The organism is Mucilaginibacter lappiensis, assembly GCF_900155965.1.
Lineage (GTDB): Bacteria > Bacteroidota > Bacteroidia > Sphingobacteriales > Sphingobacteriaceae > Mucilaginibacter > Mucilaginibacter lappiensis.
Genome location: NZ_FTMG01000006.1, coordinates 150,753 through 165,196, shown reverse-complemented (window position 1 = coordinate 165,196; position 14,444 = coordinate 150,753). Strand labels below are relative to the sequence as shown.

The 14,444-nt window shown below is 42.2% G+C and carries 14 protein-coding genes; 4 read left to right on the top strand and 10 right to left on the bottom strand.

Annotated elements, in window-relative coordinates:
* Positions 1 to 328: 328 nt before the first annotated feature.
* Genes ruvC through BW976_RS13605 form a run of 4 tightly spaced genes read right to left on the bottom strand, consistent with a single transcriptional unit; the run spans position 329 to position 5,495 of the window.
* Positions 329 to 907, bottom strand: coding sequence for a crossover junction endodeoxyribonuclease RuvC (gene ruvC, locus BW976_RS13620; protein WP_076373853.1), 579 nt, complete (start codon positions 905 to 907; stop codon positions 329 to 331).
* Positions 908 to 963: 56 nt separating this feature from the next.
* Complete coding sequence (gene aat, locus BW976_RS13615) at positions 964 to 1,599, bottom strand: leucyl/phenylalanyl-tRNA--protein transferase (protein ID WP_076373852.1); 636 nt, start codon at positions 1,597 to 1,599, stop codon at positions 964 to 966.
* An 11-nt stretch (positions 1,600 to 1,610) separates the two neighbouring features.
* Complete coding sequence (locus tag BW976_RS13610; protein ID WP_076373851.1) at positions 1,611 to 3,554, bottom strand: DUF3857 domain-containing protein; 1,944 nt, start codon at positions 3,552 to 3,554, stop codon at positions 1,611 to 1,613.
* 6 nt (positions 3,555 to 3,560) lie between these two features.
* A complete protein-coding gene (locus BW976_RS13605; RefSeq protein WP_084192187.1) occupies positions 3,561 to 5,495 on the bottom strand; it encodes a DUF3857 domain-containing protein in 1,935 nt (644 codons plus the stop codon).
* Between the two features lie 268 nt (positions 5,496 to 5,763).
* Between BW976_RS13605 and hflX the strand changes: the two genes are divergently transcribed.
* Positions 5,764 to 6,948 (top strand): GTPase HflX, encoded by a 1,185-nt coding sequence (gene hflX, locus BW976_RS13600; protein WP_076373849.1) that lies wholly within the window; start codon positions 5,764 to 5,766, stop codon positions 6,946 to 6,948.
* Positions 6,949 to 7,031: 83 nt separating this feature from the next.
* Here the strand turns inward: hflX and BW976_RS13595 are convergent, their stop codons facing one another.
* The 6 genes from BW976_RS13595 to mqnB form a co-directional block, all read right to left on the bottom strand.
* Positions 7,032 to 8,219: a hypothetical protein gene (locus tag BW976_RS13595; protein WP_076373848.1), complete on the bottom strand. Its 1,188-nt coding sequence runs from the start codon at positions 8,217 to 8,219 to the stop codon at positions 7,032 to 7,034.
* Positions 8,220 to 8,312: 93 nt separating this feature from the next.
* Positions 8,313 to 9,206, bottom strand: a complete 894-nt coding sequence (locus BW976_RS13590; RefSeq protein ID WP_076373847.1) for an alpha/beta fold hydrolase — start codon at positions 9,204 to 9,206, stop codon at positions 8,313 to 8,315.
* Between the two features lie 267 nt (positions 9,207 to 9,473).
* A complete protein-coding gene (locus BW976_RS13585; RefSeq protein WP_076373846.1) occupies positions 9,474 to 9,968 on the bottom strand; it encodes an SRPBCC family protein in 495 nt (164 codons plus the stop codon).
* Between the two features lie 26 nt (positions 9,969 to 9,994).
* Positions 9,995 to 10,339 (bottom strand): ArsR/SmtB family transcription factor, encoded by a 345-nt coding sequence (locus BW976_RS13580; RefSeq protein ID WP_076373845.1) that lies wholly within the window; start codon positions 10,337 to 10,339, stop codon positions 9,995 to 9,997.
* A gap of 212 nt (positions 10,340 to 10,551) precedes the next feature.
* The gene (locus tag BW976_RS13575; RefSeq protein WP_076373844.1) at positions 10,552 to 11,430 is read right to left on the bottom strand and encodes a menaquinone biosynthesis family protein; all 879 of its coding nucleotides are present in this window, start codon (positions 11,428 to 11,430) and stop codon (positions 10,552 to 10,554) included.
* A 99-nt stretch (positions 11,431 to 11,529) separates the two neighbouring features.
* The gene (gene mqnB / locus BW976_RS13570) at positions 11,530 to 12,150 is read right to left on the bottom strand and encodes a futalosine hydrolase (RefSeq protein ID WP_076373843.1); all 621 of its coding nucleotides are present in this window, start codon (positions 12,148 to 12,150) and stop codon (positions 11,530 to 11,532) included.
* Positions 12,151 to 12,226: 76 nt separating this feature from the next.
* Between mqnB and BW976_RS13565 the strand changes: the two genes are divergently transcribed.
* The 3 genes from BW976_RS13565 to fabD all read left to right on the top strand — a co-directional run bounded on the left by BW976_RS13565 (position 12,227) and on the right by fabD (position 14,332).
* Positions 12,227 to 12,643 (top strand): 6-pyruvoyl trahydropterin synthase family protein, encoded by a 417-nt coding sequence (locus tag BW976_RS13565; protein ID WP_076373999.1) that lies wholly within the window; start codon positions 12,227 to 12,229, stop codon positions 12,641 to 12,643.
* Positions 12,644 to 12,652: 9 nt separating this feature from the next.
* Positions 12,653 to 13,297 carry a GTP cyclohydrolase I FolE gene (gene folE / locus BW976_RS13560; protein ID WP_076373842.1) on the top strand — a complete coding sequence of 215 codons (645 nt, stop codon included), beginning with the start codon at positions 12,653 to 12,655 and terminating at the stop codon, positions 13,295 to 13,297.
* A gap of 147 nt (positions 13,298 to 13,444) precedes the next feature.
* Entirely contained in the window at positions 13,445 to 14,332 is an 888-nt protein-coding gene (gene fabD, locus BW976_RS13555) for an ACP S-malonyltransferase (protein WP_076373841.1), read from the top strand.
* Positions 14,333 to 14,444 lie beyond the last annotated feature (112 nt).

Sequence of the window (14,444 nt, the reverse complement as noted above, 5' to 3'; positions counted from 1 at the left end):
GTCAACCGCCTTTAAGATGGTTCCAAAAAACTTTTTAAACCTTAAATTTTAACAAATTTCTGGTCGAAAATGGCGTAAAAACAGCTCAAAATTCATTCAAAACCATTGATTTTAACACTTTTTAACAAATTTTAGCACAGTTTTAACGTGTTTTTGAAACTTTAAAAAGTATTAAATAACTAACTATAAAGTGATTAGATGTTAGTTAGTCGATTTTTGGGCCTGTTTTTCTTTAAGCTAAACAGCCCGGATGTCTGTTAAAAGACACCCGGGCTGTTGATTAATATAAATATACGAAAATTTTGGCGTAGGTGGAAATGTTACGGATCTACTTCACAATTCTTTTCACGTTATCTTTTACAAAGGTATCCCAGCCGGAGTATGATTTTTTGCTGCCGGTTTTACTGCCTGTGGACATGCGTTGAAAAGAGTGACAAACCGCTACGGCCAGTCCGTCGGTAGCATCCAGAAAATCGGGGGTTTCTTTAAAGCTGAGCAGGTTTTGCAGCATGGCAGCCACCTGTTCTTTAGTGGCGTTGCCATTACCTGTGATGGATTGTTTTATTTTACGGGGAGCATATTCGGTAATATCAATACTACGTGATAATGCTGCAGCCATGGCCACGCCCTGCGCCCGGCCCAGCTTGAGCATTACCTGTATGTTTTTACCGTAAAATGGGGCCTCAATGGCCAGGCAATCGGGTTTGTAATTATCAATAAGAGCCACGGTTTTTTCGAAGATGCGCTGCAGTTTAAGCATATGATCGTCCAGCTTTTCCATTTTCACTACGCCCAGGGCTATGAGCTCAATTTTTGGTCCGGTTTCTTTAACCAGGCCATAACCCATTACGGCAGTGCCGGGGTCGATGCCTAAAATAATACGTTCTTTGGTGTTTGCTTGCTGCACGTTTCAAAGGTAACTATATCGGAGCTAAAAGCGGAAGGCTCAAGGCCGAAAGCTTTTTAATTTTCGGAGTTTAAAATGGCCATATACTCCTCCCGGCTGATCATTCGGGCACCCATAGATTCCATATGGTTGGTATGTACCTGGCAATCTACTAATTTGTACAAACCGCTTTGGCATACATGGATGAGCGCGGTTTTGGAGGCATTACTTACTTTGCTAAACATACTTTCGCCGCAAAAAACATCGCCTACCCGTACGCCGTAAATGCCGCCAACCAATTCCTGGTTTTGCCAAACCTCAACGGAGTGGGCATAGCCTTCGGCATGTAGTTGGTTATAGGCAGCTTTCATATCGTCGGTGATCCAGGTGCCGTCCTGATCCTCTCGCGGAACGGTGGAGCAGGCTGTGATCACCTCATGGAAACAAGTATCGGCAGTAACGCTGAACCGGCCTGAGTTGAGCGCCCGGCGCATAGACCGGGATATGTTGAGCTCCTGCGGATAAAGCACAAAACGTTCATGCGGCGAATACCACAGGATTGGCGTATCATCACTATACCAGGGGAAGATGCCGTTTTGATAGGCCAGCAGCAGGCGCTGGGTCGATAAGTCGCCGCCTACAGCTAAAAGCCCGTCTGGTTCGGCCAGATCGGGCTCAGGAAATACTAAACGTTTATTGAGCCTGAATATCATCAGGCGCAAATTTAAGCTTTGCGGCGAATCACCAGTTTTTTATTTTGCGCTTTGGCTACCGCATCCATATAAACCTGCATTTCGGTGTATTTTGCGGCCGGGATCACCTGGTTGGTTAAGTTGAACTTTGCCGTGCTGATCACCTGGTTTTTGGTAGCATCATATTGATATTTTACCTCGTAACTGCCATAGGTAAACTTTAGGCTTTGATCGGTAGGTAGGGTCTCTACCTCAAAACCGGCAGGCAGGTCGATAGTGGTGATGCAGGTTTTAGCAACCGGGGCCTTGAAATAGTAATTAGTTTTTCTTTTCTCTTCGGCAGGCAATGTAACATCCCAAAGTATAAAGGCCAGCGGACGATAAAATTGCTTATCGCCAGTGGCGATGTCGCAAAACTTATCATACTCCATATCAATGTTTACCTCCTTAAAGCCTTTTGTATCATCAGCAGGCTTAAAGGTAAAAACAGAGGGCTGTTTAATATTCAGGTTTTTTAACAGGTATTCTTTTTGTTCGTCGGCTTTATAGTTGGGCAGTACATCAACAAACATGCTGCGATATTCGCCGCTGCTTAAAATATTGATATGGGCTTTGGCTCCGCCATCTGCGTCCAATACCAGGTGTACCTGGCCGTTAAGCTGATTGTCTTGTGGATTGCTTCGGGGAGTATTTACCAGTTTGCCACCTTCGTCTGTAATCAACAAGGCGTTGCGGTTTTCGGTAAAAGGGCCTAGTTTGCCAAATGGGGTGGTGCTGCTGGTACATTCCAGCCAGGTGGTGTCATTTTTAAAGGGGACACATAGTATGGCATGGTTAAATGAATTATTGGGGAATGCCTCGCTGGCGGGTTCAGCATTGTAACCTGCCCTGATGATAGCGTAATTTGATGGAATGTTTACAGCTTTGAGTAAGGCCCTCATATAGTTGGAAAGTGCTTTGCAATCGCCGTATTTTTTCTGGTCGACAAAAGTTGCCGGAAAAGGTTTAAAACCCCCAATGCCTAACTGAATGCCAACATAGCGCATGCTTTTTTGCATGTAGTTATACAGAAAACGGGCTTTCTCCTTATCGGTTTTGATAGTATCGGTCATTTGTTTTATCTGGGCTATACGTTCGGGACTTAAGGAAGAAACATCGTCATTTAGCGATTTTATCCAGTTGCCGAATGATTGCCAGCTGGTAAAGTCGCCGGGATAGCCATAGCAATTAAAGGTATTTACTGCAAAATTGATTTTGGGAATGATGGTCCAGCTTACAATATGTTCCTGTTTTTTGATGGCCTTCAGGTTTTTAGCTGTCCAGGTATAGGTGTCAAGACCGTCGGCGCTGCTTTTAACAGGTTTAAGGTTAGTATTGCTGTTCTGGTACCGGAAACCTATGGTAGGGTTTACCGAAATTTTGCAGTATTCGTTTTGTACTGCTTGTTCCATTTTGTCCTGCACATACCAGCTGTTCAGACTAATGAAGCTGCTTTCATTTTCTTCGTACTGAATTTCAATAGTTGCCGGATAGGCGGCTATGGCATGTCTTATAGCCAAAAAACGCTGATCCGTTACCATGGTTTCATCGTCTGCAGCCGAGCCATCGTACATATCGCTTTTATGATACTTTTTGATGAGCAGGCCGGCAGCATTATAAATGCTTATTTCGATACCGCTGTAGGAATCATATTTTTTATTGTAGGGTAACATAAAGGTAGCGTCATCATCGCCTTTTTCATTGAGTATAGTTACAATGCTATGCTCTTTGGTTATCTGTTTGCCGGGTTCTTTTACTATAGTTTCACGTGCTTCATAGCGAATTACCACGTTGGCATCCTCTTTTAACGAATCGGGGATGGTTGAAGCCACGTACAGATCCTTCGGGATGTTTTTATCCTGGCTGTAACTTTGACTATGTGCCGCGTACAAGGCTGCTATAGTTAATAGCAGCCTGTTATATTTTTTAGTAAACATGATTTATCAGGATTTTTTGAGTACTACCTGCTCGTTCAGCATTTCGTACATTTTTTTACAGAATTCATGAAACTCCGGATAGTTCTCTTTAAAATACATTGATTGTTTAAAATCGACGTTGAGCCTAATCATAATGGAGCCATCCTGTTCGGCCACAATACGCCTGAAGATAATGCTTTTGTCGGGGATCATCATGCTGATGCTTTTGGGCAGGGCGTCAACCTTATAGCCGGCAGGCAATTTGAATATGCCGGTTATAGCGTAATTATCGCGGTAACCGAAATCGATATCTGTAACGCGGTTTTCGTTTAAGAATGGATTTGTTTTAAGATTGGTGAACAGGTTGGAGTTAAAGTAAATATAGTTTTCATCAGCCCCGGGAAGATCGAGGTTAAAGTCCATCTTTTGTTGCAGCGGCAAAGTGTCGACCTCCATATTCTCAAACTTTACCGAAGCAATTTTCATGTTATTGTTATCGTTACGCAAAAAGTCGATGTATTTTTTTTCGCCATCGGTTTTGTATTTCTTGATGCAATTAACACGATTGTAGGCAAAGCTGCTGATGTCGGCTGTGCCACTCATCTTGCCCTCTGGTTTTATTTCGGCATTAATGAGCACTATCTGTCTAACCGGGTCTTTATCATCTAAAAATGCGAGATCATAAACCTGATCGTCCTTATTGATGTACAAACCAAATGAGTTTAAATAGTTGTTAGGTACCTGGTTGTATATATTGTATTTGTTGGTAGCATCCAATACATAGTATTTATTACTATCAACCGGAATATAGGCTACCGTAGTATTAAATTGGTAAAAGCTTGGGTAAGCCGGATTAACACGACCATTACTGCGTGTACTCACTAGCATAGGATATACTTTAACTCCTGATTTTTTAAGCAAGTGGGTAAGAATAAGGTTAATTTCGGTTGAGTTACCTATTTTTTTGTCCCAGGCTTTTACCGTGCCATCATTAGTATAGCGGGCATAAGAGTCGTTCCATTTTACTGTATTCTTAACCTCGTTAAATAAGTAAGAAATCTTATTGTCGTCAGTTTTCAGACCTTTGGCTTTAGCAATGATCGCCTCTTCGCCGGTAAGTTTACGGTTTATCTGGCCACCAAAATCTTCGTCGTCTGCTTTATTCTCACCAACTTTTTTCCAGGAATCCTGATAAGTTTGTGTAAACCCGTTGGTTGGTTTTATACTTAACAGCTGAAAAAGTATGCGTTCTGAATTATCACTACGGGAACCCATAAAGGGCTCATCTTTTAGCGATGGTATGTTGGCCAGTGCCTGTATGTGGGCATTACTTGAATTGGTTTTGTCTACCACATAAGGAGAATGTACATTTACCAGTTGCTTATAAAATAGAATATCAGGTACGTTGGTGCTTAATTCACTATAGCGGGTTGGCAGATCACTCTGGAAATACCAGTCGGGAAAATCAGTGATGGAAGCAGATGTTAAGCGATATTTATATTCCAGGATAGAACCCGGCTTTACGTTAGGGAAAGAAAATACCATGGCCGAGCGATACTTGTCGATCACCTCAGTAAATATTTGCTTTTTATCAACTTTTACTATTTCGGGAGTGCCGTTGGCTGCGTTAATGGTTTGTGCCTGTAAGCCGCTAATGTATTCGGAACGATTGGCACTATAATATTCTATACGGATGTTGGCTTCTGATTTGCCGTTATCGTTAAATATTTTAATGCGCTTGTGTCTTTCGGTCACAATGTTATAGGTTTGGTCAAAGTAAACCTCGGCCTTGTCAAAAAGGATCTCAGCGTTAGCGTCTTTTTCAAAATCGCAGGCTTTAAGCTCCAGATCGGCTTTATCAGCTTTGCCAAATGCTTGAGCGGTGGGTACAGGCGCGGGTGTTTGCGCGTTGGCAGCAACTGCCATACACCCTAAAAGGAGTAGGGTAAAAATCTTGTTCATGTGATAAGGTTTAATCTCTCTAATTACAATTGAATACGAAAGTAATATAAGAATTTTTAAAAAATAAAACAATTTATTCAATTGATTGTAGCTCTTTCATTTTTATTCCGTTCCCGACTTTGTAATTATTGCTGAAGTGACTCCGTATAATAAATAGGAATATAATTTATATATTGCTTTACTGTAATTTTGGCATCAGCAAAATAAGGGTTGTGCTTAAATATGTGCCATTTGCTGAAATGGCATTTGGATTGATATACTGTAATTAATGAAACAAAAATTTTATGATACTGCTGTGAAGCAGGAAAAAGCTGTTTTGGTTGGTGTAATGACACCGCACGTAACCGATGAGCAGGAGAAGGAGTATTTAGAGGAACTGGAATTTTTGGTGGCCACTGCCGGTGGCGAAACAATAACAAGTTTTACCCAAAAACTGCAACGGCCAGACAGGGCAACTTTTGTAGGCTCTGGTAAGCTGGAAGATATTAAAGCCTTTGTAATAGAAGAAGAGATTGATATGGTGGTTTTTGATGACGAGCTATCGCCATCGCAACTGCGCAATATTGAGCGGGAACTGCAGGTGAAAATACTTGATCGTAATAACCTGATACTGGACATTTTTGCCAACCGGGCACAAACCGCACAGGCTAAAACCCAGGTGGAGTTGGCCCAGCTGCAATATTTACTACCACGGCTTACCCGTTTATGGACCCACCTGGAGCGCCAGAAGGGTGGTATTGGTATGCGTGGCCCGGGTGAATCGCAAATTGAAACTGACAGACGTTTGATCCTGGATAAAATATCATTGCTGAAAGAAAAACTGAAACAGATTGATAAGCAGAACGAAACCCAGCGCAAAAACCGTAACCAGATGGTGCGTGCCGCTTTGGTGGGCTACACCAACGTGGGTAAATCGACCATCATGAATATGATATCCAAATCTGATGTGTTTGCCGAGAACAAGTTGTTTGCTACCCTGGATACTACCGTGAGGAAAGTGGTGATTGAGAATGTGCCTTTCCTGCTGTCGGATACGGTTGGATTTATCCGCAAACTGCCTCACCATTTGGTGGAGTGTTTTAAATCGACCCTGGATGAGGTACGTGAAGCCGACATCCTGGTACATGTGGTGGATGTATCGCATCCCAATTTTGAAGATCAGATACGTACGGTAAACGAAACCCTGAAAGACATTGGCGCTATTGATAAAAAGATGATCACAGTGTTTAATAAAATAGATGCTTTTAAGCCCGAAGAGCACCAGTTGGAGCCTCAGGCCGAGCCGCTTACACTGGATGATTTTAAACATAGCTGGATGGCGAAGAATAACAGCCCGGCGATATTTATATCAGCTACTAAAAAGGAAAATGTAGATGAGTTCAGGGATTTGCTTTATAACGAGGTAAAGGCCATACATACCGAAAGGTACCCGTATGATCAGTTGTTGTATTGAGCCCCCTAGCCCCCCTGAAGAGGGAACTTTTGACTAGCATAATAAAAAAGCATCTCGAAGCAAGAGATGCTTTTTTGTTTTTGTCAGGAGCTTTCCCGGTATTTTAAATTAGTTAATTTATTGGTTTTCAGGTACAGGTAATCATTTTTGAAATCCAGTATCATATTAAATCGCTTCAAAACATCGTCGCCTAAATAGTTGATCATAAAGCCCACCGGGTTTTTACTGCCTAAAATAAGGGTTGGGATATTGGTCAGTTCAAAACCATTGATCTTTAACGCAGGGACAAGCACTATTTTAGTTTCGTATCCTACTCCTCTGGGGTCATGAAGTACGGATGATTTAAGCAGCTTTAAATTCCTGGGGAAATTTTGCTGACTTACCCAAGTGCTATCTACAACTACGGCCTGTTCCGAACCGGTGTCGAATAAAAAGCTGCCGCTATATTTTTTATGCTCTATTTCAAAACTCCCTTTGGCGATAACAAAGGAACGGATGATCTCCAGCTTCGACCGTACATAGCCTTTGGGGATTTTTAGAGGTTTGGAGTGTATGATCAGCAAACTCTGATCGTAGTTGATCTCTAAAGTTTTGCTCTCAAACAAATTCCAGCCAAAACGTCCGTCCATTTCGTACGCAGTTAATCCTGTAGCCACTATTTCGGGATTGGTCCAAACGGATTTCCCCATTTGTAACTTAAACACCTTATTTAAGTTATTGTAATTGGGTTTGGCTTTACCGGCTAAAGCATCGGGCTGGTTGGCGAGTAGTTTTGTTTTTTTGAGGATAGCGTCCCGGGTTAACCTAAAATCCCAGGAGCCGGTATCAAAATCAAGATTTAAAGTATCGGTATTATTAATAACAGTTTTTACACAGATGGCATCATAAGCGGTTAAAGTAAACGGGATAGTATCATGTGTGGCAATATTATTTTGCGATTTATTTTCGGGTGGTATTGCGCTTGCAATTTGTGTGTAGCAGGAGTCTTTGCCGTTTAGCAATACCACAAAATTAAACCTGGTTCCCGGTTTTACTTTTACCCTGATGGAGTCGATATCGGTATAAAAGGTCACCCACTTGGCTTTTCTGGATCTTTCGGCGGTAAAAACATCCGGTCTGATCTTTGGCGAAAGTGTCCAGGAATTTTTATCTAAATAGCCCCCATCATTAATGGATACACCTTTTGAGGTAGCTTTGATGACCGGCAGTTTTGATTGCGCAAACCCCGCCTCAATCCATAAGCAAATGGTGAAGAAAAGAAGATATTTCATGTGTTTTTAATTGATTTTTCCGATCCATCTACAAGATACATTATTCTGATCTGGTGGCAGCAATGAGTCAATTAAAAATTCTGCGATTGAAAGTTAGCGGGTTTTTATATCCGCAATTGCTTTATCTAAAAGGGTATTAAACTCCTGTGGCTTTTCGATCATCGGGAAATGCCCGGTAGCGTGGATATACAGTAGCTTGAAGGGGATTTTATTGGCTGCCAGATGCGTAGTGTCGGTTGGTTTTATGTCGCTGTTAATAAGATATAGTTTAGTTTTAGCAGCTTTAAGTTTTTCTATTTCGTTAAAATCGCCCATTTGTTCCATGCAAGCTGCGGCTATACTTGTATCGCCGGTAGCAACATCATGTAATACTCTCTTTTTTACCGCTGCCGATGTAGTTTTATAAAACAACTCCTGGTTAAAATAATCAAAGGTTACTTTTTTAAAGTACCGCTTTAACGAATCGATATCCTTAGCGTATTGGATTTTATCCTGCTTGCTCTGGACGTATACTTTGCCTACATTCCTGAAAATATCCACCACAACCAGGCCAATTACCTGTTTAGGATTATCAACTGCAGCCTGTAAAGCGACATCACCCGACATGGAATGACCTATCAGGATCACCTTTTTCAGGTCTAATTGTTTAATCACCGAATCGACATCCCTGCTGAATGCCATAGGGCTCCAATCTTTCCGGTTTTTACCCGACTTGCCAAAACCGGGCAGATCAATAGCCACCACGCGATATTTTTTGCCGAAATAAGCGGTCTGATTTGTCCAATATGATTTGTTGATGCACCAGCCATGCACAAAAAGTAAAGTAGTATCATTTTTACCGGAGTCGGTATAAGCTATATTGACGCCGTTATCATAAATGGCAGTTTTATCAATAGCATTTGATCCAGAATTTTTAGATGGATTGTTGCAGGAGGTGAATGTTAATGACCAAAAGATGCCCGTTAACAGGTAGAACAATGACTTCATGATATTGCTTGATTAATCACGGCAACATACCATTGTTTTGATTATAAAGCAATCATAAAGAGTAATTTAACTTTATTTAACAGATGGACGTTATTAAAACTTTGTTACGGGGTGATTACAAATTAGGAGGAAGGGGAGGTGTGTAAATAGTAAAAAATGCGTCATTGCGATAGCGTGGCAATCCCTAAAATACAGAGTGACTCTGCACATCGGGGATTGCCACGTCGTTCCTCCTCAATGACGTGGTGGTTGCAATGCATCTTTATATCATGCGGTAACACTTGCCAGGAGTTCTTCCAGGCGGGCGTGCGAGTCAAGAACGCCTTGTTCCATGCCTGATTGCAGCATGCCGTCGCGATCAGCAACTGATTGAAATACTGACTGGGCAACTATCCTTGTCCGGTTATTGGGTAATGCTTCAAATTTTAAAGTTTCCAATGCTACATGACCTGCTTCCGGTAATCCTTCAAATTCAAACGTTTGGATGATGCGTTCGGGGGCTGTGCTTTCATGGCAAACTCCATGAAAACCATATTCATTTCCGGCTGGGTCGGTATGAATGTAGCGATAGGAGCCACCAGCTCGTGCTTCAAATTTTTCAATCCTCATGGTCAGGTCGCACTGACCTCCCAGCCATTGTATCACCAATTCCGGATCGGTATATGCTTTAAAAACAAGCTCACGGGGAGCATCAAATTCGCGGGTGATGAAAATTTCCTGTTTGCCGGGTACGGCGGTGATGGTTGTTTTATTCTTTTCCATTTTCTTGATTTTTAATTGGTGTCTGTTTATTTTTTATCATTTGATGTGTTTTCCTTTTGCAAACGCGCCAGCAAATCATCCATTTTAGTAAAGCGTTCTTCCCAGCTTTTGCGGTATGGCTCAATCCATTGGGCCACCTCGTTCAATGGCTCAAGCCTCACTTCGCAATACCGTTCCCGTCCATTTTTTTTAACATCTATTAAACCACACTCTATCAATATTTTGATATGCTGCGATATGGCCGGCCTGCTTACTTCAAAATTGTCGGCAATGGCATTGAGGTTCAGGGGCTGCTGGGCGATCAGGTTAATGATCTGCCTGCGGGTAGGGTCGGCTATAGCCTGGAATACATCTCTTCTGGTACTTGTCATAATGCGTAAGCGTTTGCTTACTCAAATATATATGTAAGTATTTGCTTACGCAAGCTTTATTTGAAAAAAGTTTTAGGAATGAAAGATTAGAAAAGTTTGTCATTCTGAGCGCAGCGAAGAATCTTCTTTATCAAGCATGTAGTTTGCTGGACTCTCGAAGAAGATCCTTCGTGCCTCAGGATGACAAGTGGAGAATGAGTAGTTAATACCCTTTAATGCGCAAGAGAAGTTAAAAATAACTCTTCCTTTATAGCCGGAATGGTTTGATTGGCCAGCGCCGTATCAAAAAGCAGGTTGATGGCTTTGCGGCCTTCTTCGCCCAAGTCAATAGAATATTTGTTTACGTAGAGTTCGATGTGTTTGTACATCACTTCTTCGCTCATTTCCTGGGCATGCGAGCGGATAAACTCCAGACCGGATTTTGGATTGGCAAAGGCAAACTCTACCGATTTACGCAGTACCCGGTTCAGTTTATGCTGAACATCAACAGGTAAATTGCGATTAGCTACAATGCCGCCAAGGGGTATGGCGCAGCCGGTTTGTTTTTCCCAGTAATCGCCCAGGTCAAGGATCTTTTTTAAACCTTTTTCCTGGTAAGTAAAGCGGTTTTCATGGATGATGAGCCCCACGTCAACACGGCCTTCCAGAACCGCATTTTCAATATCCGAAAACACCAGCTCAACCCTGTTAGTAGCATTAGGGAATGCATAGCCTAACAAAAAGTTAGCGGTGGTGTATTTACCGGGAATGCCGATTAAGGGATTTCGGATTTCGGATTTTGAATCTTGGATTTGTCCCTCTTTTAAATCCGAAATCGAAATTTTGACATCCGAAATCAAGAGTGGTCCTACACCGTAGCCAAGGGCACTGCCTGAATCGAGCAGAACATATTTATCGGCTACGTAGGCAAAGGCATGATAGCTCAGTTTGGTTACATCCAGTTCGCCGCGAAAAGCTTTCTGGTTCAGGGTTTCCACATCGTCATAAAAAACCTCGAAGTCTAATCCTTCGGTATCAATTTTATGATGTATCAGCGCGTCGAAAATAAAAGTATCGTTAGGGCAGGGCGAAAAGCCGAGTGTTAGTTTCATGGTAAGTGCGTGTTGCGGGTGCGAAGAGTGAGTGCGAGGAGGGAGACCATAAGTTTATCGGATCAGTCTGTCACTCACACTCACTTCTCGCACCTCAATTTAATTATTAACGATCCGGTTAACCAGTTCAATGGCAAAGTTATTCAGATTTTTAATGGCAAGCTGTATGTCCCAGTTGTCGCGGTTACGTTTTTCTACATAATTTGACACTGATCTGATCTGCAGGCAAGGCGTGTTAAACTGGCGGCAGGCATAAAAAAAGGCGGCACCTTCCATCGTCTCTATCTGCGGGTTTAATCTCCGTTGTATTTTTTGGATAGATTCTTCGTTGCCGTGAACGGTATTGACCGTAATGGCTTTTGCTTTGGTCAGGTAAAGGCTGCTGCAAACCTGCTCCAGGGTAGTTGTTGGTTTAAATGTATTTTCGCCAAAGCCCAGGGTGGTAATAGGTATAAATTCCTGGTCGTCCTCGGCGCCTGTTTCGGCAAAGGTATCTTCGGTAATCTCCACTACGTAGCCAGGGGTAATTTCGCTGTCAAAACTGCCGGCAATACCCAGGTTAATCACCAGGTCGTATTTGTGCATATTAAACTGGCGACCCATGGCAAAGGCGGTGGGCACCATGCCGGCGCCGGTTATCAGTACATCCAACTTATTTCCAAAACTGTTTACTAAAGGTTCAACTTCAAAAGAGGTGGCTGCTACAATTAATATCAGCATATTGCTTTTTTTTGAACGCTAAGATAAAACAACTCAGCTATTTTTGTTTTGTATATTTGCACCCACAAATATTATGATGATACATATTACGCGCAAGGAACATTTTAATGCCGCTCACCGGATGTACCGTGAGGAATGGAGCGCTGAAAAAAACTTTGAGGTATTTGGCAAATGCGCCAACCCCAACTGGCATGGGCATAACTATAACCTGTTTGTAACCGTTAAAGGCGAAGTTACGCACGCTACGGGTTACCTGATAGATCTGAAAGAACTCAAAACCATCATTAACGATTACGTGATTGAAAAGCTCGATCATAAGAACATCAATAAGGATGTACCTTTTATGGAAGGCAAAATGGCATCCACCGAGTTATTGTGTATTGAGATATTTAACCAGCTTAAAGCACCTATTGAAGCTTACGAAGGTGTGTTTTTGCACTCGGTTAAGTTGTATGAAACTGAAAACAATTCTGCCGAGTACTTTGGCGGATAATTTGATAAGATGATAGATAAAGAGCACCTCCCTCATCGCGATGATGATGACGATTTGGATGGCTATACCAAAGTTGACCGTTATAACCCTTCTTTGATCCAAAACCTGTCTGGCCATTACCATGACGTTTTAAAACAAATTGGCGAAAACCCCGAGCGCGAGGGTTTATTAAAAACTCCCGAGCGTATGGCGAAGGCCATGCTATACCTTACACATGGATATGATCTTGATGCTAAAGAGATCATGAATTCGGCCATGTTTAAGGAAGAGTACAGCCAGATGGTGATTGTAAAGGATATTGAAGTATACTCCATGTGCGAGCATCATATGCTGCCATTTTTTGGTAAAGCGCACATTGCTTACATTCCTAACGGTTATGTAGTTGGCCTGAGCAAAATACCACGTATTGTTGACGTTTTTGCCCGCCGCCTGCAGGTACAGGAACGTTTAACTAACGAGATTCGTGATTGTATACAGGATACCCTGAATCCTATTGGTGTAGGGGTTGTTATTGAATGCCGCCATTTGTGCATGAGCATGCGCGGCGTACAAAAACAAAACTCGGTAACCACCACATCGGCGTTTACCGGGGAATTTTTGAAAGAGAAAACCCGTACGGAATTTTTAAATTTGATATCGGCAAAGTTAGGCTAACGGCAATTACCTGGCTTATTAGTACCAATTCAACAATAAAATCTAAAACAAAAAATTAAAAAATAGCTTATTACTGATTGAACAAAGCTTTCAGTTTAAGCTGTTTTTATCTATAATAATCTAAACTGTAACTAATTAAACACTAAATTGAAGGCATATGTTTTTCCGGGGCAAGGCTCCCAGTTTCCAGGTATGGGTAAAGATCTGTATGAACAATCAGATAAAGCCCGTGAATTATTTGAAAAAGCTAACGAGATATTGGGTTTCCGCATCACCGATGTGATGTTTGACGGCACTGCCGAAGACCTGGTGCAAACCAATGTTACCCAGCCGGCCATATTTTTACATTCGGTTATTTTAGCCGCCGTTTTAGGCGACGACTTTAAACCAGAAATGGTTGCCGGCCATTCACTGGGCGAATTTTCTGCTTTAGTAGCCGCAGGTGCATTATCATTTGAAGACGGGTTACGTTTAGTAGCGGCACGTGCTAATGCTATGCAAAAAGCCTGCGAACTGCAGCCATCAACCATGGCAGCTATTTTAGGTCTGGATGATTTTACGGTAGAAGATGTTTGCCAACGGGCAGCCGGTGTAGTGGTTACCGCTAATTATAATTGCCCCGGGCAACTGGTAATTTCGGGCAGTATAGAAGGTATTGACGAAGCTTGCGAAAAATTACTTGCAGCCGGTGCAAAAAGGGCATTAAAGCTTAAAGTTGGTGGTGCTTTCCACTCTCCATTGATGGAATCGGCAAGGGTAGAACTGGAAGCAGCCATTGTTGCTACCGAGATTAAAGAGCCTATTTGCCCGGTATATCAAAATATTGATGCCAAGCCTTACACAGATACGGCATCCATAAAACAAAATTTAATAGCCCAGCTTACCGGGCCGGTAAGATGGACGCAAACGGTAAAGCAAATGCTGGAAGATGGAGCAACATCATTTACCGAAGTAGGGCCGGGCAAAGTGCTGCAGGGCCTAGTAAAAAAGGTAGATATGGCGGTGCCCACCAGCAGCGCGGTTTTACCACAATAAATCCAGTATCAGGTAGTTAGTATCAAGTATCACGATTTATATAAGATTTTCAATTCTAGTTACTTGATACTAACTACCTGATACCGGACTAAACATTATATTATACAGGGAA

What these genes read in the sequence shown, in the direction of transcription:
- aat (WP_076373852.1), bottom strand. Translation starts at nt 1,599, where the DNA reads ATGATATTCAGGCTCAATAAACGTTTAGTATTTCCTGAGCCCGATCTG.
- BW976_RS13610 (WP_076373851.1), bottom strand. Translation starts at nt 3,554, where the DNA reads ATGTTTACTAAAAAATATAACAGGCTGCTATTAACTATAGCAGCCTTG.
- BW976_RS13605 (WP_084192187.1), bottom strand. Translation starts at nt 5,495, where the DNA reads ATGAACAAGATTTTTACCCTACTCCTTTTAGGGTGTATGGCAGTTGCT.
- hflX (WP_076373849.1), top strand. Translation starts at nt 5,764, where the DNA reads ATGAAACAAAAATTTTATGATACTGCTGTGAAGCAGGAAAAAGCTGTT.
- BW976_RS13595 (WP_076373848.1), bottom strand. Translation starts at nt 8,219, where the DNA reads ATGAAATATCTTCTTTTCTTCACCATTTGCTTATGGATTGAGGCGGGG.
- BW976_RS13590 (WP_076373847.1), bottom strand. Translation starts at nt 9,206, where the DNA reads ATGAAGTCATTGTTCTACCTGTTAACGGGCATCTTTTGGTCATTAACA.
- BW976_RS13585 (WP_076373846.1), bottom strand. Translation starts at nt 9,968, where the DNA reads ATGGAAAAGAATAAAACAACCATCACCGCCGTACCCGGCAAACAGGAA.
- BW976_RS13580 (WP_076373845.1), bottom strand. Translation starts at nt 10,339, where the DNA reads ATGACAAGTACCAGAAGAGATGTATTCCAGGCTATAGCCGACCCTACC.
- BW976_RS13575 (WP_076373844.1), bottom strand. Translation starts at nt 11,430, where the DNA reads ATGAAACTAACACTCGGCTTTTCGCCCTGCCCTAACGATACTTTTATT.
- mqnB (WP_076373843.1), bottom strand. Translation starts at nt 12,150, where the DNA reads ATGCTGATATTAATTGTAGCAGCCACCTCTTTTGAAGTTGAACCTTTA.
- BW976_RS13565 (WP_076373999.1), top strand. Translation starts at nt 12,227, where the DNA reads ATGATACATATTACGCGCAAGGAACATTTTAATGCCGCTCACCGGATG.
- folE (WP_076373842.1), top strand. Translation starts at nt 12,653, where the DNA reads ATGATAGATAAAGAGCACCTCCCTCATCGCGATGATGATGACGATTTG.